A 17,990-nucleotide genomic window follows, 5' to 3' on the forward strand; every position below is an offset into this window, starting at 1 on the left:
GGCCGAACGACGACGAACGAGGACACGGACCGTAGTGGTCCGGTCCCCGTTCGTTCGTACGAGGAGTGCGCCGGGATCAGCCCTGGGTGACGGCGGGGAGACCGCCGCGGAGCTCACCCTTGACGACCTTGCCGCTCGCGTTGCGCGGCAGGGCGTCGACGAGCACGACCTCCTTGGGGTGCTTGTACCGCGCGAGGTGCTCGTTCAGGTACGGCTGGAGCTCGTCGAGGGTGAGGTCGTCGTTGCCGGGCTTGAGCGCGATGACGGCGACAGGCACCTCGCCCCACTTCGCGTCGGGGCGACCGATGACCGCGGCCTCGAGCACCTTGGGATGCCCGAACAGGACGTTTTCCACCTCGGCGCAGTAGATGTTCTCGCCGCCCGAGATGATCATGTCCTTCTTACGGTCGACCACGTAGACGAAGCCCTCTTCGTCGACACGCACGAGGTCGCCGGAGTGGAACCATCCGCCGTAGAACGCTTCGCTGGTGGCGGTGGGGTTGTTCCAGTACTCGCGCATCATGGTGGGGCCGCGGTAGACGATCTCGCCGACCTCACCGGGGGCGACGTCGTTCATCTCGTCGTCGACCACACGCGCCTGGATGGTGGGGATGACCCGGCCCACGGAACCGAGCTTGCGGATGGCGTCGTCGCCGTCGAGCACACAGGTGATGGGCGACATCTCGGTCTGGCCGAAGACCGCCACGTTGAAGGCGTCGGGGAAGGTCTCCGCCATGGCCCGCAGGATCGTGTCGGAGCTCGGCGCCGCACCCCACGAGATGTTGCGCAGCTTCAGCTTCCGCGGCGCGGCCTGCTGCGCGGCACACATGGCCTGCCACTGCACCGGCACGAGGAAGAGGCTGGTGACGTTCTCGGCCTCGAGCACGTCGAGCAGTTCCTCCGGGTCGAAAGCGCCGACCGGGTGGATGACGGTGGGGGTGCCGAGCATCAGGCTCGGGGCGATCGAGCCGAGGGCCGCGATGTGGAACATCGGCGACGCGCAGAAACCGATGCCCGACTCGTCGAACAGGCGGAACGCCCGGATGCAGGTGAGCGACTGCGCTTCGAGATTGGAGTGGGTGAGCACGGCGCCCTTGGGCCGGCCCGTCGTGCCCGAGGTGTACATGATGAGCGCGGGCGTGTCGTTCGGGATCTCCACCGGCGGGTGGGGTTCGCCTTCTTCGGCGACGAGTGCCTCGTAGGAGAGCGAGTCGCCTTCCGGCTCGGTTCCGACCGTGATGGACAGTTCGATGCCCTCTGCCTGGCCACGGGCGGCAGCGGCGAGCGGGACGAGCGGCCCCTCCGCGACGATCGCCTTCGCGCCGGAATCACCCACGAGGAAGGCGACCTCGGGTGCGGTGAGGCGGAAGTTCACCGGCACGGCGATGGCACCGAGGGCGTTGGCCGCGAGCACGATCTCGACGTACTCCGGACGGTTGAGCATGAGGATGATGACGCGGTCGCCGAAGCCGATGCCGCGACGCGAGAGTGCATCGGCGAGCTTCTCGACACGCGTGTTCAACTGCGACCAGGTGATGGTCTCGCCGCGGAATCGGAAGGCCGTGCGATCGGGAATCATCAGGGCGTGGCGCGCCACCTGATTGTTCCAGTTGTTGCTGCGGAAGCGGGTGGCGTCGGAGCCGACCGCTTCGGAAACGACAGAGGGGGGAACCATCGATGATCCTCTCGTGACGGGGCGGGAGTGCGGGCACGGCCTGTGCCGAGCCGTCGATGTGTGAGGCACATTACAGGCCCGGAACGGTTTGGGCCAGAGCTTTTGTTAACGGAGATTCCGCGAATACGGACCGACTCGCTCCAGGCGTCGACGCCGAGCGAGAACGGGTGAACGAGGCAGAAAATACTGGTCGAGCGTTGGGTTCACCGGACGGGAGCGGGTGTTCCGACGGCACGTCGGTCCCTGCTCCCGTCCGGGAAGTTCCTTGTCGATCCCCCGAGAACCATGCCCCGGGAAGGATCGTCCGGTCAGGCGAAGCGGGCGGGACGCTTCTCCAGCATCGCCATGGCACCCTCCGCGAAGTCGGCGGAGCCGAGGAGTTCGACCTGACCGTCCTTCTCCCGCTCGAGCGCCGCGTCGAGTTCGCCGAGCGTCGAGGCGTTGAGGGCCCGCTTCGTCAGTTCCAGGGCACGTCGCGGGCCGGATGCGGTCCGCGAGGCGACGGCGTCGACGTGTGCGGCGAGTTCGGTGTCGGGCAAGGTGCGGGCCACCAACCCGAACCGGTCGGCGTCCTGCGCGGACACCCGCTCACCGAGCAGTGCCATCTCGGCGGCCCGGGCCCGCCCGATCGCGGCCGGAACCAGCAGGCTCGCGCCGCCGTCGGGCATCAGTCCGATGTTGACGAAGGCGAGCAGGAAGTACGCGCTCTCGGCCGCGTAGGTGAGATCGGCCGCGAGGGCGATCGAGACGCCGACGCCCGCGGCGGGACCGTTGACCGCCGCGATGACGGGCACGGGGACGGATGCGATCGTCCGGACCAGTTCGTTGGCGGTGTCCATGACGACACCGGGGTCCTGTGGATCCGCTGCTCCCGCAGCCAGATCCGCACCCGTGCAGAACGCCGATCCCTCACCGGTGACGACGATCGTGCGGACGCGTTCGTCGTCGCCGGCCGCCTTCACCGCGTCGCTCAGCGTCTTCATCGTGGTCAGGTCGATCGCGTTCATCCGGCGCGGACGCGTGATGGTCAGTCGCAGGATGCCGTCGGCGAGTTCGGACCGCAGGCTCTCGGTGGTGGTCGAGGTCATGCGCGCACCGCCCGGTCGGCACCGGCGATGTCGTTCAGGCGGCCCGTGATGATGGCCTCCGCTTCGGTGACCATGCGGTCGACCAGTTCGCCGACGGTGGGGATGTCGTGGATGAGCCCCTGGCTCTGCCCGGCCGTCCAGATGCCGGCGTCGAGATCTCCGTCCTCGAAGACCTTGCGACCGCGCGCTCCGGCGACCAGGTGAGCGATGTCGCCGAATTCGGCTCCGCGCGATTCGATCTCGACGACCTCTTCGCTCACCGCGTTGGTGGCGACACGAGCGGTGTTGCGCAGCGTGCGGAAGATGAGCTTCGTGTCGAGTTCGGTGTTGCGGACGATCTGCTCCTTGACCTCGTGGGCCACGGGCGATTCGACCGTGCACATGAAGCGGGTGCCCATGTTGACGCCGTCGGCGCCGAGCGCGAGTGCCGCCACGAGCCCACGGGAATCGGCGATGCCACCCGAGGCGATGACGGGGATGCCGAGCTTGCTCGTCGCGGCGGGGATGAGGATCAGGCCCGGGACGTCGTCTTCACCCGGGTGCCCGGCGCACTCGAAGCCGTCGATGCTCACAGCGTCCACGCCGATGCGCTCGGCCTTGACCGCGTGCCGCACGCTCGTGCACTTGTGGATCACCTTGATGCCGGCGTCCTTGAAGTGCGGCAGGTGGTCGGCCGGGTTGAAGCCGGCGGTCTCGACGATCTTCACGCCCGAGTCGATGATCGCCTGGCGGTACTCGGCGTACGGCGGCGGATTGATCGACGGCAGGATCGTGAGGTTGACGCCGAACGGCTTGTCGGTGAGTTCGCGCGTCCGTTCGATCTCGCGGACGAGATCCTCCGGGGTGGGCTGGGTCAATGCGGTGATGAAGCCGAGCGCCCCCGCCTCCGCCACGGCGGCCACGAGTTCGGCGCGGCCGACCCACATCATGCCGCCCTGGACGATGGGATGCTCCACCCCGAAAATCTCGGTGAATCGGGTTCTCACGAGTCCTCCTCGGTCCTTCGAAAAGTGCCGCTGTCGTGACGGATCCGTATGCGCCCAGCGGTGACGCAGCTGAAGAATTGGTGTTAACTTTGCGGTCTGGGTGCTGGTTTGTCAATACGTTCTGTCCTGCAGTTTTGGCGATTCTTACCCGAAAGTAGTGTTTCTCCGCAGGGGGTGCGACTGTTACCTTTGAGGCCGACGAACATTCACCGCGACATCGCGGCCGGAAACAGGATCCACGACGAGGAGGCAGGGTGCCCGAACAAGCGCAGGTCGGGGCACGCACAGCCGCGAAGACCGGCACCCCGACCCCCACCGTGCGGCGCCGGCCGAAGAACCGCAAGGCACAGATCGCCACGGTCGCGGCCGAGGCGTTCAGCGAACGCGGCTACCACGGCGTGAGCATCGACGAGATCGCCACTGCCGTCGGCATCTCCGGCCCCGCCCTGTACCGGCACTTCCCGAACAAGTACGCCCTGTTCCACCACGCCGTGGTCACCCTCGCCGACGCCCTCGGCGCCGCCCTCGCGGAGTTCGACGAACAGCGCGGAGCGAAGGGCACCGGACTCGACGCCGCCGAGGAGCTCGAACGCAAACTCCTCGCGCTCATCCGCACCACGATCGAGAACCGCCGGACGGGCGGGTTGTACCGCTGGGAACGCCGCTACCTCACGGGTGAGGACCACAGCGAGATCCGCTCGAAGATGCGGGCACTCAACCGCCATCTCGCCCGCACGGTCGCGCGGCTGCGGCCCGATCTCACCGACGACGACTACGTGCTGCTCAGCAGCGCGATGCTCAGCGTCATCGGCTCCATCACCACTCACCGCGTCCCGCTGTCCAACCGGCGCCTGCAGCAGCTGCTGCTTGACGCGTGCACAGCGGTCGCAGCAACCGACCTGGTGCCCGACATCGACGAACCCGCACCGACTCCCGAGCCGGGTGGGCTGTCCGTGGCGAACAAGCGTGAGGTCCTCCTGCACGAGGCCGTGCTGCTCTTCGACGCCCGGGGCTATCACGAGGTGAGCATCGAGGAGATCGGTGCTGCGGCAGGTATCAACGCGTCCGGCGTCTACCGTCACTTCGCGAGCAAGGCCGATCTGCTCGCCGCCGCCTTCCACCGGGCCGGTGATCGCGTCGCGATGATCATCGGCGAAGCGCTCGCCGACTCGACGACCTCCGCGCAGGCCCTCGACGTCCTCACCGAGGCGTATGTCCGGATGTCGTTCGAGAACAGCGAACTGATGTCGGTGTACTTCGCCGAGGTCGGCAACCTGCCCGCGCATCATCGCAGCGACCTGCGGAACATCCAGCGGCTCAACATCGAGGAATGGGCCCGTCTGGTCGGGGAGCTCCGCCCCGAACTGCCCGCCGTCGAATGCCGCTTCCTCGTGCACGCCGCGCTCAACCTCGTGCTCGACACCGGCAACCTCGTGCACTTCCTGCCCACCCCCTCCCGGCAGCGCAGGGTGCAGCAGCTGATGCTCTCGGTGCTGCTCGGCGACACCGGTTCGCCGGAGGCGGTGGGATGACCCGCACCGCGACCGCAGCGGTACTCCGCGAGTACGGTGCACCGCTGCGGCTCGAGACCGTGACCGTGCCCGAACTGCGCGACGACGAAGTGCTCGTACAGATCCACGGGGTCGGGATCTGCCACACCGACCTCACCGCCGCCGCGGGCGGCGTTCCCGTCCCGACGCCCGTCGTACTGGGACACGAGGGTGCCGGAGTCGTCACCGAAGTGGGCTCGGCGGTCACCGCTCTCGCGGTCGGCGACCGAGTCGTCCTCGGATTCGACTCGTGCCGCACGTGCCGCAACTGCGCCCGGGGACGGCACGCCTACTGCACGCGATTCGCCCCGCTCAACTACGGCGGTGTGCGCGCCGACGGCTCGACCGTGCTCCGCGACGCCGACGGAGCACCGGTGCACGGCAACTGGTTCGGACAGTCGTCGTTCTCCTCGCTCGTCGTGGCCACCGAACGCAACGCCGTGCGTCTGCCGGCGGATGTTCCGGTGGCACTGGCGGGTCCGCTCGGGTGCGGCCTGGCGACCGGCGCCGGAACCGTGCTCGAGGTGTTGCGACCGGAACAGGGGTCGACGATCGTCGTCTTCGGTCTCGGCGCCGTCGGCACGGCCGCGGTGATGGCAGCGCGTATCGCCGGGTGCGAGAGCATCATCGGCGTCGACCCGAATCCGCGACGGCACGGCGTCGCGCGATCGCTCGGGGCCACCGAGGTCCTCTCCCCCGACGATCACGACGACCTCGGACGCCATCTGCGTCGTCTCACCGGCGGTGGTGCCGACTACGCGGTGGAGGCCGTGGGCACCGAATCCGTGATCCGGCAGGCACTGTCGTCGCTGACCAGTCCCGGGGTCTGCGCCACCCTCGGACTGCGTGCCGGCCGCAATCCCGTCTCGATCGACCAGACCCATCTGTTGTCCGGTCGCACCCTGACCGGAGTCATCGAGGGCGACGTCGATCCCCACCGGTTCCTTCCCGAGCTGGCCGCGCTGTGGCGCGACGGGCGTTTCCCCGTCGACGAACTCGTGCAGACCTTCGATTTCACGAAACTCGACGACGCTCTCGCCGCTGTCGCCTCCGGCGAGGTCGTCAAAGCCGTACTCACCTTCGACATCCAGGGGAACACATGAACGTCGTCCAGCGACTCGAGGAACTGCGCGCCCGCACCGACCGGATCGATCCTCGCGAACTCGATGCCCTCTGGGAACATCTCGCTCCGGCACGCATCGACGATCTCGTCGGATACCGATGGAAGGGCTTCAGTTTCGACACCGGGCACCGCACCCATACGCTGCTCGGCACGTCGCGGTGGTACGGAAAGACGTTCGCGTCGGTGTCCGAGGTCCAGCCGCTCGTGTGCTACGGCGAGGACGGCGAGTTGTTCTCCGACACGAAGACCGGACGCGGCGAGGCGAGCCTGTGGGAGATCGTCTTCCGCGGTGAGGTGACGGCGACGATGGTCTACGACGGCATGCCGGTCTTCGACCACTTCAAGAAGGTCGACGACGACACCGTCGTCGGGGTGATGAACGGCAAGGGCTCGCTGGTGTTCGACGACGGCGAGCACTACTGGTTCGGTCTCGAACGCGACAGCGCCGTGTGATCGTCGGATGGGAAACGCACAGTGGCCGGACGTGCGTCCGGCCACTCGGCGTTCTCCGTGGAGAACTCAGATGACGTGTCCGTGCGCCTTCATTCGGCGGCGCATGTCGTTGAGGTAGTAGGTGGCCGACAGCTGGCGGATCGGCCTGGGCACCGCGCGGTAGATCGGCGGGACCACCTTCCAGAACAGGTCGAAGCGCCGTTGGTCGCGCGGGCTCCACGGCAGCGCGAATTCGTCGCGCATGCGTTGCGGGAGAAGGCCGATCGTCATGAAGCGCTGCAGCGGCATGAGGGCGCGAACGGGAAGCGGGGCGTCGCCGCCGGTGAGGAGGTCGCGGGTGAACGAACGCACCTTCCGGTCGACCTCGAAGGTCGCGATCATCTCGTCCCAGTACCTGTCGAACTCCTCCCGCGTCTTCGGCCACATGTCGTCCTTGACCTGCAGGGCCGTGCCGTAGATCGCGGACTGGCGGTAGATGCGTTCGATGTCGGCATCGGTGAGAGGCCCGAACATCCGCCGGTACATGTCGACACCGTTGCGGTACAGCGTTGCGGCGACCCATAACTGGAGTTCAGGGTCGAAGGCGTTGTAGGTCTCCGAACGCACCGGGACGTGCGCCTTGTTGACCATCCGGACGATCTGCTTCTTCTCCTCGGGAGTACCGAGCGTGACCGCGTAGACGTAGGTCATCGTGGTGCGCAGCCGGTCGAGCGGCCGCTGCAGGGTGGTGCTGTGATCGGCGACGCCGTGCCCGACACCGCGCGATGCCAGCTGCAGGAGGACCGTCGCACCGGCTCCGAGCAGGAGCATCGACTCACCGACGAAGTCGGCGAGTTCGACCGAGCCCGCCGGAAGCGGAGCGGGGATCGCCACCGGTTCGTCGGTGGTGGCGACGGGGACGCGCTCTTCGGCGTGGGTCGTCATCGGAGGTCTCCTGATGGTGAAAGTACGGGTGCAGCACTGTCATACAAATTGTGCACACCCGTACTCAGATAGGCAAGTGCCTATCCGGCAGGCGAATCGACACCCGCTCGCTCACGGTGGGCGACCAGGCGCGCGGCCGCGTCCTCGAACTGCACGAGCGTCTGCGTGATCACCTCGCTGTGGTCCTGCGCAGCGATCGCCTCGATCAGCTTCGTGTGCGACCGGATGGCGAGCGTTCCCCACTCGGCGTCCCGCGCGTAGAGGCGGTACGGAATCGTGCGCGCGGCGGTGTTGAGGAACCACGCGAGCTTGGGGCTGTCGGCGATGCGGTTGAGCTCGCGATGGAAGTCGAACTCCGCGTCGGCGATCCGCTCGATGTCGGGTGTCACTCCGTCCGGAATGACGACGAGCATGCGCAGCCTCTCGTTGAGTTCGGCCAGACGCTCGAGGTCGGCCGGCGTGGCACGGTCGACCGCTCGGAGCGCGAGCTCGACGGCGATCTGTCCCTGCAGCCAGAAGATGTCGTCGATGTCGCCGCGCGTGAGAGGCGAGACCCGGTAGCCGCGGTTCGGCGCGGATTCGACCATCCCCTCCCCGCGCAGCGTCAGCAGCGCCTCCCGGACGGGGGTGACGCTGACGCCGAGTTCGACCGCGGTCTCGTCGAGCCGGATGAAGTCGCCCGGACGCAACGCGCCGGACATGATCGAACCGCGGAGGTGGCCGGCCACCTCGTCGGAAAGCTGCGGACGGCGCCGCACGGCCCCCTCCGAACGTCGGGATGCCGCAGCGTGATCCGCCGCTGTCCCGGGGCTACGTGTCGGTGCCGCCATCGTGTCTCCTGTAGGAATCCGGACAACTGCGCACGGGGGTTGTCCAATTGGCCCGCGAACGCCTAATGTGATGTCCACTACAGCTATCACATCAAATATATGTGATGTGGTCCACCAGGAAGTGTCGAACATGACCCAGAACCTCTCCAGTCCGAAGAACGCGAAGAGCAGCTCGGACAAGGCATCCACGGCAGCGAACACCGACACCTTCGCCAGCCTCGACCCCCGGAACGGCGAGGTGATCGCCGAGTATCCGATCGCCGACGAGGCCGCCGTGAGCGCGGCCGTCGAGCGCGCCCGCGTCGCCGCTCGCTGGTGGGAGGCGCAGGGCTTCCGCGGCCGCCGCGACTGGCTCCTCGAGTTCAAGAAGGCCATCGCGTCCGACGCGACCTCGCTCGCATCGGTGGTGGCGAAGGAGACCGGCAAGCCCTTCGGCGACGCCTTCCTCGAAGTCATGCTGGCGGTCGAGCACCTCGATTGGGCGGCCAAGAACGCCAAGAAGGTGCTCAAGCCCCGCAAGGTGCCCTCGGGCGTCGCGAGCTTCAACCAGGCCGCGACCCTCGAGTACAAGCCCCTCGGTGTCATCGGCGTGATCGGCCCCTGGAACTACCCGGTGTACACCCCGATGGGTTCGATCGCCTACTCGCTGGCCGCCGGCAACGCCGTCGTCTTCAAGCCGAGCGAGCTTACTCCCGGTGTCGCGAAATGGCTCGAGGACAAGTGGAACTCGATCGCCCCCACCCAGCCGGTCTTCCAGGTGATCACCGGTCTCGGCGAGACGGGTTCGGCGCTCGTGCGTTCGGGTGTCGACAAGGTCGCCTTCACCGGCTCCGGCCCCACCGCCCGCAAGGTCATGGCGGTGTGCGCCGAGTCGCTCACTCCGCTCGTCGCCGAATGCGGCGGCAAGGACGCGATGATCGTCGCGGCCGACGCGAACATCGACGAGGCCGTCGAGTTCGCCGCCTTCGGTGCGTTCGGTAACGCCGGCCAGACCTGCGCGGGTGTCGAGCGCATCTACGTCGAGGAGCCGGTCTACCGCGAGTTCCTCGACAAGCTCACCGCCACCGTCCGGCGCGCGAAGCCGGGCGGCGACGAGAACTCCACCTACGGCCCCATGACGCTTCCGCGCCAGGTCGACATCGTGCGCAATCACATCGAGGACGCCCTGAAGTCCGGTGGCAAGGCCGTCCTCGGCGGGCTCGATTCGGTGCAGGAGCGCATCGTCGAGCCCGTCATTCTCACCGACGTGCCCGAGACCTCGGCCGCGGTGTGCGAGGAGACCTTCGGCCCGACGGTCGTCGTCAACAAGGTCCGCGATCTCGACGATGCTGTCGAACGCGCGAACGGCACCAACTACGGTCTCGGTGCGTCGATCTTCACGCGCAACAAGAAGAAGGGCCGTCAGCTCGCCGAGCGCCTGCGCAACGGCATGGTGTCGGTCAACTCGGTGCTCGGCTTCGCCGCCATCGCCTCGTTGCCCTTCGGCGGCATCGGCGAGTCCGGCTTCGGCCGCATCCACGGCGCCGACGGCCTGCGCGAGTTCAGCCGTCCCAAGTCCGTCACGGTGGCGAAGTTCCGCTCGCCGCTCAAGCTCATGAGCCTCGAGCGTCCGGAGCGCGACCTGAAGATCTCGCAGGCGATGCTCGAGTTCATGCACGGAAGGTGAGCCGATGACGACCACTCCCCCGCGTACTCGCAGCCGGAAGGCCGCCGTCGTCGCGAAGCCCGAGGCACGTCTCGAGAAGGCCGGTACGTTCCCACCCCCGAACAGGGATCCGCACCCGAAGCGTGGGCGGATGGGCTGGGTCAAGGTGATCGAGGAGCTCGACCCGGTCACGCAGCACCAGGACATCGTGCGGATCACCGCCGGTTACGAGTTCCCGTGGGACTACCAGCGGTCGCTCGAGTTCGCCCTCTTCCGCACCTACTGCGTGCCCAGCATCTCGGAGCTGCTCGCCCGCACCGGCGAGTTCGAGAAGCGGCCGCAGAAGCGGTACGACGACACCGCGCTGCTGATGGCCGAGCTGGTCGAGCACGGCTACGACGCCGAGCGGGGACGCGAGTCGCTGCGCAACATCAACCGGATGCACGGCAAGTACTCGATCGACAACAACGACATGCTGTACGTCCTGTCGACCTTCGTGTACGACCCGCTCGACTGGATCGACCGCTACGGGTGGCGTCGCCTGCACCCGAAGGAGCGCCTGGCGTCGTTCTACTTCTACCGCCAGGTGGGCATCCGGATGGGCATCAAGGACATCCCGGAGTCGTTCCAGGAGTTCCACCGGTTCAAGCTCGAATACGAGCGTGAGAAGTTCACCTACAGCGACGACAACCACGCCATCGGCACCTACACGCTGCGCCTGTTCCAGTCGTGGTACCCGAAGGTGCTGAACAAGGGCATCGAGAAGGTCGTCTTCGCGCTGATCGACGACCGCATGGCGTCGGCGTTCGGTTTCCCGAAGAGCTCACCGCAGCTGACGGAGATCGTCGAGGGCGCGCTGCGGGCACGGTCGGCGTTCGTGCGGCGACTGCCGAAGAGACGTGTGTCGCTGTCGGCGGGCAACGCCACCAACCGGACGTATCCGGGTTACCCCCTCGGTTACCGTCCGAGCGATCTGGGCGTCGAACACTGACGCACCGACAGGCCTGGGGGACAGGAGGGGCGGCCCCGCATTCCGGTTTCATCACCGGGGTGCGGGGCCGTAACTGTTCCGGCAGGAGCGTGCCGGGCTCAGTTCCCGACCGGCCGCAGGGCCTGCTTCGACGGGAGCGCGAAGCCCGAGACGAAGACGACCACGGCGCAGCCGGCGCACACGAGATAGGCGATCACGAAGCCCGCGGTGCCGATGCCGAGCCCGCCTCCGAGGGTGTGGGCCGCGAGCACCGAGGCGACGACCGCGCTGCAGACGGTGCTGCCCACGGTGCGGAGCAGGACGTTGACGCCGTTCGCCGCGGCGTTCTGCGACAGCGGCACCGCGCCGAGCAGGAGCACCGGCAGCGTGCAGTACACGAGCGACGTGCCGATGGCCGCGACGAAGATGGCGGCGACCACGAGCCACAGCGGTTTGCCGGGCACCGCGTGGACGCTGTAACCGGCGAGCAGGAAGACCGCGCCGGTCATGATCGTGATCTTGGGTCCGAAACGCTCGGTGATCCGGGAGGCCACGATCGCGAAGATCATCATCGCGAAGCTCGCGGCGAGCTGACAGGCCGCGGCCTGGAGGATGGTCAGGTCGTATCCGGCTCCGTGCTCGGACGACGCCTGCAGAAGCTGCGTGGTGATAAGGGTGTTGCCGTAGAAGGCGAACCCGACGAGCAGTGCCGACAGGTGCGGCGCGAGGACGGAACGGTGGGCCGAGACACGCAGGTCGACGAGCGGGTTGCGGTTGCGCAGCTGCTGCACGCCCCAAAGCACGAACAGCAGCACCGACGCTGCGAAGGAGAGCAGCACCGCGGGGCTCGTCCAGCCCCACGTGCTGCCCTGGGTGATGGGCACGAGCAGGCACACCAGGGCGGCGGACAGGCCGGCGGCGCCCACAGCGTCGAAGCGACCGCCGGTGCGGGTGTCCGATTCCGGGATGACGATCCACGCCGCGAGGGCGACACCGGCGCCGATGGCGGCGGTGATCCAGAAGAGCAGGTGCCAGTCGGCGAACTGGACGATGGCGGCCGCGAACGGGATGCCGACCGCGGTGCCGATGCCGAGGGTGGAGCTGAGCATCGCGATCGAGCGCTCCACGTGCTCACGGGGCAGGACCTCGCGGAGGATCGCCATGCCGATCGGCAGCACCGCCGCGCCGGCGCCCTGCAGGCCACGGGCGACGATGAGCAGTCCGATGTCCGAGGTCAGCGCGCAGATCAGCGAGCCGAGGGTCATGAGCGAGAACGCGGTGAGGAGCATCCGCTTCTTGCCGATCATGTCGGCGAGACGGCCGAAGATGGGCGTCATCACCGCACCGACCAGCAGGGTGCTCGTCACCAGCCACGACACGGCGGTGGGTCCGGCGCCGGTGAAACCCGGCATGCTCGGCAGGAGCGGGACCATGACGGTCTGCATGATGGCCTGGAAGACGGCACCGACCGCGAGAACCGGGAAGACGAGATGCCGCAGGTTACGCGTCTTCTTCTCCGCCGGTCCGCTCGCCTTCTTCGTTCCGGACGCCGAGCGCGTCGGCGCGGAGGCGGACCTACCCGCCACGTGCAGGCGTAGGGGGAGCGAGATCGACATCGACACCCCCTCCTCGACAAACAGGTAAATAGCCGTTCACCACATTAGGTGAACGGCTATTTACCCTCAAGAGGAGTGACCAAGGTCATTCGTGCTGCTAAGAACCGTCTCCGTCGAGCAACCGCTGGACCAGCGGCGCGTACATGGCCACGACTTCCTCGACCGTGCCGGTCGCGCGCTCCTGCATCATGCGGCGTCGCATGATCGCCAACCCCATCACCGCCGACATCGCCAGCTCGGCCCGGAGACGGGCATCCGGCCCCGGTAGCCGCGCGGCGAGCGCGTCGACCATCTGCGCGGAGTAGTTGTCGCGGAGCATGCGGTTGCTCTCCTCGCTGCCCCCGCTCATGAACAGGATGTTCATCGACAACGGCTTGTAGGGCTCGAGCGGGCGGGCGAGCATCGCGACCATCCGCTCCCCCAGGCTCTCGAGCGGGCCGTCGAACAGCACCTGCGCGCCGTACTGGAAGTCGACGAGCTCCTCGTACAACTGCTCCTTCGAGCCGAAGTACTTGATGATCAGCGGTGCGCTGACCCCCGCTTCCTCCGCGATGTCCTTGAGCGTGATGTCGCGGTAGGGGCGCGTCGCGAACGCCTTCCCCGCAGCGTCGATGATCAACTTCCTGGTCTCGTCGGAAGTCCGGCGACGCTTCTCGGGCTCACCACGGTGCGATGCCTCCGTGCTGCGCACGGTCACATCGCCCGCCTCCCCGACAACGCCCGTCCGAGTGTCAGCTCGTCGGCGAACTCGAGATCGCCACCCATCGGCAGACCCGAGGCCAGACGGGTGACGCTCAGCCCCGGGAAGTCGCGCAGCATGCGCACCAGATAGGTGGCCGTCGCCTCGCCCTCCGTGTTGGGGTCGGTCGCGATGATCACCTCGGAGACGTCGACGCCGTCCTCCTGATTGCCGATGCGGGTGAGCAGTTCGCGGATGTGCAGCTGGTCGGGGCCGACGCCGTTGAGCGGGTCGAGCGCACCACCGAGGACGTGATAGCGCCCCCGGAACTCACGGGTGCGTTCGATCGCCTGCACGTCCTTCGGCTCCTCGACCACGCAGATCACCGTGCGGTCGCGGCGAGGATCGGAGCAGATGCGGCAACGCTGCTGGTCGGAGACCGTTCCGCAGACCTCGCAGAACTGCACGCCGTCGCGGATCCGCTGCAGCGCCGCCTGCAGGCGGTCGATCTCGGGCGGCTCGACCGAGAGCAGGTGGAACGCGATGCGCTGGGCACTCTTCGGGCCGACGCCCGGAAGTTTGCCCAGCTCGTCGATGAGGTCCTGTACCGGTCCTTCGTACAACGCCGACCTCTAGAAACCGGGCAGGCCGGGGATACCGCCGCCGAGCCCACCCGCGAGCGGACCGAGCTTCTCGGCCGCGATCTCCTGAGCCTTCGCCGAGGCGTCGGCGATCGCACCGACCACGAGATCCTGCAGGGTCTCGACGTCCTCGGGGTCGACGACCTTCGGATCGATCTTCACGGACACGACCTCGCCCGTGCCCTTCACCGTCGCCGTCACGAGGCCACCGCCGGCCTGGCCGGTGACCTCCGCCTGCGCCATCTCGTTCTGCGCAGCGACGAGCTGCTGCTGCATCTGCTGGGCCTGAGCGAGGAGTTGCTGCATGTCGGGCATTCCACCACCGGGTTGCACGGCACGTCCTTTCTGCACGTTTGTGATGCCAGCCTAGTCGCCGCGCATCGGGGTCGGCACAGACGCCGAGGTCGACGGAACCGGGCTCAGTCGACTTCCTTCTTCAGGTTCTCGAGCACCTGCTGCTGGATCTTCTTCAGGCCGAGCGGCGCGAACGTCTTCTCGAAGAAACCCTTGACGCCACCGGCGCCCTGCCACTGCGTGAGCACCACGACCGTCGAACCCGTCCCGTTCGGCACGACGCTGTAGGTCGTCACGAGCGAGGAGTTGGCATCCGTCTCCGTGACGGTACTGCCCTTCACCGACACGGTGGCCTGCACGTCGCGCTGACGCTTCTCCGTGGCCTGGAGGATCCAGTGCACGACGGTGCCGTCGCCGCGGCCGCCGGAGATCACGCGGTAGTCGCGGTAGTGCTCGGTGAGGATGCGCGGGCGCACGGTCTCGTAGTCGGCCAGGGCGGTGAGCACCGCCTCGGGAGCTGCCGCCAACTGGATCGAACTGCTTGCGCTGACCTGTGCCATGAACGACTCCTTCTGCTTCTTCCCTGCTGATGCGGGCTCGAATGTGCCTGTGACGACAGCATCCATCCTGCCCTGCGCGTTCCGGGACGGATGCGACCGCCGGGTCTATTGTGGACGTGCCTACTGATGCGCCGCTCCGAAGGAGTCGAATGCAGATGCCGAGATCGTCAGGTGTGAAGGTCCCGTACGGGGAGGCGGTACACCGCCAGGGTGTAGATCGCCTGCTGCGCTCGTACAGCGCGATTCCGGCCGACGCGCCCGTGCGACTCGCGAAGAAGACGTCGAATCTCTTCCGAGCCCGCGCCGCGGTGAACGCGCCGGGACTCGACGTCTCCGGCCTCGGCGGTGTCATCTCCGTCGACCCGCAGGCCCGCACCGCCGACGTCGCCGGCATGTGCACCTACGAGGACCTCGTCGACGCGACCCTGCCCTACGGCCTCGCACCGTTGGTCGTCCCGCAGCTGAAGACGATCACACTCGGCGGCGCCGTCACCGGGCTCGGCATCGAGTCGACGTCCTTCCGCAACGGTCTCCCCCACGAGTCGGTGCTCGAGATGGACATCCTCACCGGGTCCGGCGAGATCGTCACGGCCCGCCCCGAGGGCGAGCACGCCGATCTGTTCCACGGCTTCCCCAACTCGTACGGTTCGCTCGGGTACGCCACGCGCCTGCGCATCGAACTCGAACCGGTGAAGCGTTTCGTCGCGCTACGTCACCTGCGTTTCGACACGATCGCCGCTCTGCAGTCCGCTCTCGCGCGGATCGTCGACGAACGGATCTGGGACGGCACGCCGGTCGACTACCTCGACGGCGTCGTCTTCTCCGCGACCGAGAGCTACCTGACGCTCGGCACGCAGACCGACGAGCCGGGCCCCGTCAGCGATTACACCGGGCAGGACATCTACTACCGGTCGATCCAGCACGTCTCCGTCAACCGCCCCAAGGAGGATCGGCTCACGATCCGCGACTATCTGTGGCGGTGGGACACCGACTGGTTCTGGTGCTCACGAGCTTTCGGTGCCCAGAACCCGAAGATCCGTCGGCTGTGGCCGAAGCAGTTGCTGCGCAGCAGCTTCTACTGGAAGCTCATCGCACTCGACCACAAGTACTCGGTGGCCGACCGGATCGAGGCACGCAAGGGCAATCCGCCCCGCGAGCGAGTCGTGCAGGACATCGAGGTCCCGCTCGAACGCACGCAGGAATTCGTCGAGTGGTTCCTCGACGAGATCCCCATCGAGCCGATCTGGTTGTGCCCCTTGAAATTGCGCGACATCGAGTCGTCTCCGGACACCGGTCGTCCGAACACCTCGGACGCCCAGCGCCCGTGGCCGCTGTACCCGCTCGAGCCGAAACGCGCCTATGTGAACGTCGGGTTCTGGTCGTCCGTTCCCATCGTGCCCGGCGCCGAGGAAGGCGCCGCCAACCGGTCGATCGAGAAGAAGGTCGCCGAACTCGACGGGCACAAATCGCTCTACTCGGACTCCTACTACTCGAAGGACGAGTTCGAGAAACTTTATTACGGCGGCGGTGAATACCCCGCTCTCAAGCAGAAATACGACCCTCGGTCCCGTCTACTGGACCTGTTTTCGAAGGCGGTGCAACGAAAGTGACCATATTCAAGACCGAGAACGATCGGTCCACCGAGGACAAGCTCGCACTCGCCCAGATCGTCGAGATCGTGACCGGCGGCGACATGCCGTTGCGCTTCACCGCCTACGACGGATCGGCGGCCGGCCCCGAGGACTCTCCCTACGGTCTGCATCTCGCATCGCCCAAGGGCGCGACGTACATCGCCACGGCCCCCGGCGATCTGGGTATGGCACGGGCGTACATCTCGGGCGATCTCCAGGCGAAGGGAGTGCATCCCGGCAACCCCTACGAGTTGCTCGCCTCGCTCGGCGACCTGCACTTCGAGCGTCCCCCGGCACGTATCCTCGCGCAGATCGCCCGGTCGCTCGGCACCGAACTGCTCAAGCCGATCGCACCGCCGCCGCAGGAGCACCTGCCGCGCTGGCGCCGCATCGCCGAGGGCCTGCGGCACTCGAAGTCGCGCGACGCCGAGGTCATCCATCACCACTACGACGTGTCCAACGAGTTCTACGAGTACGTCCTCGGGCCCTCGATGACGTACACCTGCGCCGTCTTCGAATCCGAGAACCAGAGCCTCGAGGATGCCCAGGAGAACAAGTACCGTCTGGTCTTCGAGAAGCTGCGGCTGAAGCCGGGCGACCGTCTGCTCGACATCGGTTGCGGCTGGGGCGGAATGGTGCGTTACGCCGCTCGGCGCGGCGTGAAGGCCCTCGGTGTGACGCTCTCCAAGGAGCAGGCCGAGTGGGCGCAGAAGGCCATCGTCGAGGAGGACCTGAGCGACCTGGCGGAGGTCCGGCACTCCGACTACCGCGACGTGCCCGAGGAAGGATTCGACGCCATCTCGTCGATCGGCCTGACCGAGCACATCGGTGTCGCCAACTATCCGGCCTACTTCCGGTTCCTCCACGGCAAGCTGCGGGTGGGCGGTCTGCTGCTCAACCACTGCATCACCCGGCCGACCAACAACACCCGCGCCAAGGCCGGCGGGTTCATCGACCGGTACGTCTTCCCCGACGGGGAGCTCACCGGTTCGGGTCGCATCATCACCGAGGCGCAGAACATCGGCTTCGAGGTGATGCACGAGGAGAACCTGCGCGAGCACTACGCCCTGACGCTGAAGGGCTGGTGCGAGTACCTCGAGAAGCACTGGGAGGCCTGCGTTGCCGAGGTCGGTGAAGGCACGGCCCGCCTGTGGGGTCTGTACATGGCCGGCTCGCGCCTCGGCTTCGAACGCAACGTGGTGCAGCTGCACCAGGTGCTCGCGGTCAAGCTCGGTGACGACAAGAAGCCGCAGACGCCGCTGCGCCCCTGGTGGGTCGCCTAGCCGACCCCGTCGGCACGACAACAGAAGAGCGCGAACGGGAAG

The 17,990-nt window shown here is 67.3% G+C and carries 17 protein-coding genes; 7 read left to right on the forward strand and 10 right to left on the reverse strand.

Annotated elements, in window-relative coordinates:
* Positions 1 to 76: 76 nt before the first annotated feature.
* From fadD5 to ACWPOC_RS23880, 3 genes are all read right to left on the reverse strand, one after another.
* Entirely contained in the window at positions 77 to 1,675 is a 1,599-nt protein-coding gene (gene fadD5, locus ACWPOC_RS23870; protein ID WP_120281191.1) for a fatty-acid--CoA ligase FadD5, read from the reverse strand.
* A gap of 308 nt (positions 1,676 to 1,983) precedes the next feature.
* On the reverse strand, positions 1,984 to 2,763 hold the full coding sequence (locus ACWPOC_RS23875; protein WP_120281190.1) for an enoyl-CoA hydratase: 780 nt from the start codon (positions 2,761 to 2,763) through the stop codon (positions 1,984 to 1,986).
* A complete protein-coding gene (locus tag ACWPOC_RS23880; RefSeq protein WP_120281189.1) occupies positions 2,760 to 3,749 on the reverse strand; it encodes an NAD(P)H-dependent flavin oxidoreductase in 990 nt (329 codons plus the stop codon). The genes ACWPOC_RS23875 and ACWPOC_RS23880 overlap by 4 nt, the downstream gene beginning before the upstream one ends.
* 254 nt (positions 3,750 to 4,003) lie before the next feature.
* On the opposite strand from ACWPOC_RS23880, the gene ACWPOC_RS23885 reads away from it, so the two are divergent.
* Genes ACWPOC_RS23885 through ACWPOC_RS23895 form a run of 3 tightly spaced genes read left to right on the forward strand, consistent with a single transcriptional unit; the run spans position 4,004 to position 6,875 of the window.
* On the forward strand, positions 4,004 to 5,281 hold the full coding sequence (locus ACWPOC_RS23885; protein WP_120281188.1) for a TetR/AcrR family transcriptional regulator: 1,278 nt from the start codon (positions 4,004 to 4,006) through the stop codon (positions 5,279 to 5,281).
* Positions 5,278 to 6,402, forward strand: coding sequence for an NAD(P)-dependent alcohol dehydrogenase (locus ACWPOC_RS23890; protein WP_120281187.1), 1,125 nt, complete (start codon positions 5,278 to 5,280; stop codon positions 6,400 to 6,402). The genes ACWPOC_RS23885 and ACWPOC_RS23890 overlap by 4 nt, the downstream gene beginning before the upstream one ends.
* Positions 6,399 to 6,875 carry a DUF4334 domain-containing protein gene (locus ACWPOC_RS23895; protein ID WP_120281186.1) on the forward strand — a complete coding sequence of 159 codons (477 nt, stop codon included), beginning with the start codon at positions 6,399 to 6,401 and terminating at the stop codon, positions 6,873 to 6,875. The genes ACWPOC_RS23890 and ACWPOC_RS23895 overlap by 4 nt, the downstream gene beginning before the upstream one ends.
* A 66-nt stretch (positions 6,876 to 6,941) precedes the next feature.
* On the opposite strand, the gene ACWPOC_RS23900 is transcribed toward ACWPOC_RS23895, so the two are convergent.
* Positions 6,942 to 7,799 carry an oxygenase MpaB family protein gene (locus ACWPOC_RS23900; RefSeq protein WP_120281185.1) on the reverse strand — a complete coding sequence of 286 codons (858 nt, stop codon included), beginning with the start codon at positions 7,797 to 7,799 and terminating at the stop codon, positions 6,942 to 6,944.
* Between the two features lie 80 nt (positions 7,800 to 7,879).
* Positions 7,880 to 8,629 (reverse strand): GntR family transcriptional regulator, encoded by a 750-nt coding sequence (locus ACWPOC_RS23905; protein ID WP_455409427.1) that lies wholly within the window; start codon positions 8,627 to 8,629, stop codon positions 7,880 to 7,882.
* Between the two features lie 130 nt (positions 8,630 to 8,759).
* Between ACWPOC_RS23905 and ACWPOC_RS23910 the strand changes: the two genes are divergently transcribed.
* Together ACWPOC_RS23910 and ACWPOC_RS23915 are read left to right on the forward strand one after the other, a co-directional pair.
* Positions 8,760 to 10,295 (forward strand): aldehyde dehydrogenase family protein, encoded by a 1,536-nt coding sequence (locus ACWPOC_RS23910; RefSeq protein ID WP_120281183.1) that lies wholly within the window; start codon positions 8,760 to 8,762, stop codon positions 10,293 to 10,295.
* Positions 10,296 to 10,299: 4 nt separating this feature from the next.
* Positions 10,300 to 11,265: an oxygenase MpaB family protein gene (locus ACWPOC_RS23915; protein WP_120281182.1), complete on the forward strand. Its 966-nt coding sequence runs from the start codon at positions 10,300 to 10,302 to the stop codon at positions 11,263 to 11,265.
* Positions 11,266 to 11,363: 98 nt separating this feature from the next.
* Here ACWPOC_RS23915 and ACWPOC_RS23920 read toward each other — a convergent pair whose 3' ends face one another.
* From ACWPOC_RS23920 to ACWPOC_RS23940, 5 genes are all read right to left on the reverse strand, one after another.
* Positions 11,364 to 12,860, reverse strand: a complete 1,497-nt coding sequence (locus tag ACWPOC_RS23920) for an MFS transporter (RefSeq protein ID WP_455409428.1) — start codon at positions 12,858 to 12,860, stop codon at positions 11,364 to 11,366.
* A 97-nt stretch (positions 12,861 to 12,957) separates the two neighbouring features.
* Positions 12,958 to 13,557 (reverse strand): TetR/AcrR family transcriptional regulator, encoded by a 600-nt coding sequence (locus tag ACWPOC_RS23925; protein WP_060653917.1) that lies wholly within the window; start codon positions 13,555 to 13,557, stop codon positions 12,958 to 12,960.
* On the reverse strand, positions 13,554 to 14,162 hold the full coding sequence (recR, locus tag ACWPOC_RS23930) for a recombination mediator RecR (protein WP_016693177.1): 609 nt from the start codon (positions 14,160 to 14,162) through the stop codon (positions 13,554 to 13,556). Before recR ends, ACWPOC_RS23925 begins: the two co-directional genes overlap by 4 nt.
* Before the next feature lie 9 nt (positions 14,163 to 14,171).
* Positions 14,172 to 14,495, reverse strand: coding sequence for a YbaB/EbfC family nucleoid-associated protein (locus tag ACWPOC_RS23935; RefSeq protein WP_019290262.1), 324 nt, complete (start codon positions 14,493 to 14,495; stop codon positions 14,172 to 14,174).
* A 104-nt stretch (positions 14,496 to 14,599) separates the two neighbouring features.
* Complete coding sequence (locus ACWPOC_RS23940; protein WP_120283886.1) at positions 14,600 to 15,034, reverse strand: SRPBCC family protein; 435 nt, start codon at positions 15,032 to 15,034, stop codon at positions 14,600 to 14,602.
* Between the two features lie 149 nt (positions 15,035 to 15,183).
* Here ACWPOC_RS23940 and ACWPOC_RS23945 point away from each other — a divergent pair, with 149 nt between their 5' ends.
* Positions 15,184 to 16,644, forward strand: a complete 1,461-nt coding sequence (locus ACWPOC_RS23945) for an FAD-binding oxidoreductase (protein ID WP_455409429.1) — start codon at positions 15,184 to 15,186, stop codon at positions 16,642 to 16,644.
* Positions 16,641 to 17,948 (forward strand): class I SAM-dependent methyltransferase, encoded by a 1,308-nt coding sequence (locus ACWPOC_RS23950; protein WP_455409430.1) that lies wholly within the window; start codon positions 16,641 to 16,643, stop codon positions 17,946 to 17,948. Before ACWPOC_RS23945 ends, ACWPOC_RS23950 begins: the two co-directional genes overlap by 4 nt.
* The last annotated feature ends 42 nt before the right edge of the window (positions 17,949 to 17,990 follow it).

Source organism: Rhodococcus sp. 5G237, assembly GCF_053764735.1.

Coding starts and splice junctions, on each gene's coding strand:
- fadD5 (WP_120281191.1), bottom strand. CDS start 1,675: ATGGTTCCCCCCTCTGTCGTTTCCGAAGCGGTCGGCTCCGACGCCACC.
- ACWPOC_RS23890 (WP_120281187.1), top strand. CDS start 5,278: ATGACCCGCACCGCGACCGCAGCGGTACTCCGCGAGTACGGTGCACCG.
- ACWPOC_RS23910 (WP_120281183.1), top strand. CDS start 8,760: ATGACCCAGAACCTCTCCAGTCCGAAGAACGCGAAGAGCAGCTCGGAC.
- ACWPOC_RS23875 (WP_120281190.1), bottom strand. CDS start 2,763: ATGACCTCGACCACCACCGAGAGCCTGCGGTCCGAACTCGCCGACGGC.
- ACWPOC_RS23915 (WP_120281182.1), top strand. CDS start 10,300: ATGACGACCACTCCCCCGCGTACTCGCAGCCGGAAGGCCGCCGTCGTC.
- ACWPOC_RS23940 (WP_120283886.1), bottom strand. CDS start 15,034: ATGGCACAGGTCAGCGCAAGCAGTTCGATCCAGTTGGCGGCAGCTCCC.
- ACWPOC_RS23920 (WP_455409428.1), bottom strand. CDS start 12,860: ATGTCGATCTCGCTCCCCCTACGCCTGCACGTGGCGGGTAGGTCCGCC.
- ACWPOC_RS23900 (WP_120281185.1), bottom strand. CDS start 7,799: ATGACGACCCACGCCGAAGAGCGCGTCCCCGTCGCCACCACCGACGAA.
- ACWPOC_RS23945 (WP_455409429.1), top strand. CDS start 15,184: ATGCAGATGCCGAGATCGTCAGGTGTGAAGGTCCCGTACGGGGAGGCG.
- ACWPOC_RS23895 (WP_120281186.1), top strand. CDS start 6,399: ATGAACGTCGTCCAGCGACTCGAGGAACTGCGCGCCCGCACCGACCGG.
- ACWPOC_RS23905 (WP_455409427.1), bottom strand. CDS start 8,629: ATGGCGGCACCGACACGTAGCCCCGGGACAGCGGCGGATCACGCTGCG.
- ACWPOC_RS23935 (WP_019290262.1), bottom strand. CDS start 14,495: ATGCCCGACATGCAGCAACTCCTCGCTCAGGCCCAGCAGATGCAGCAG.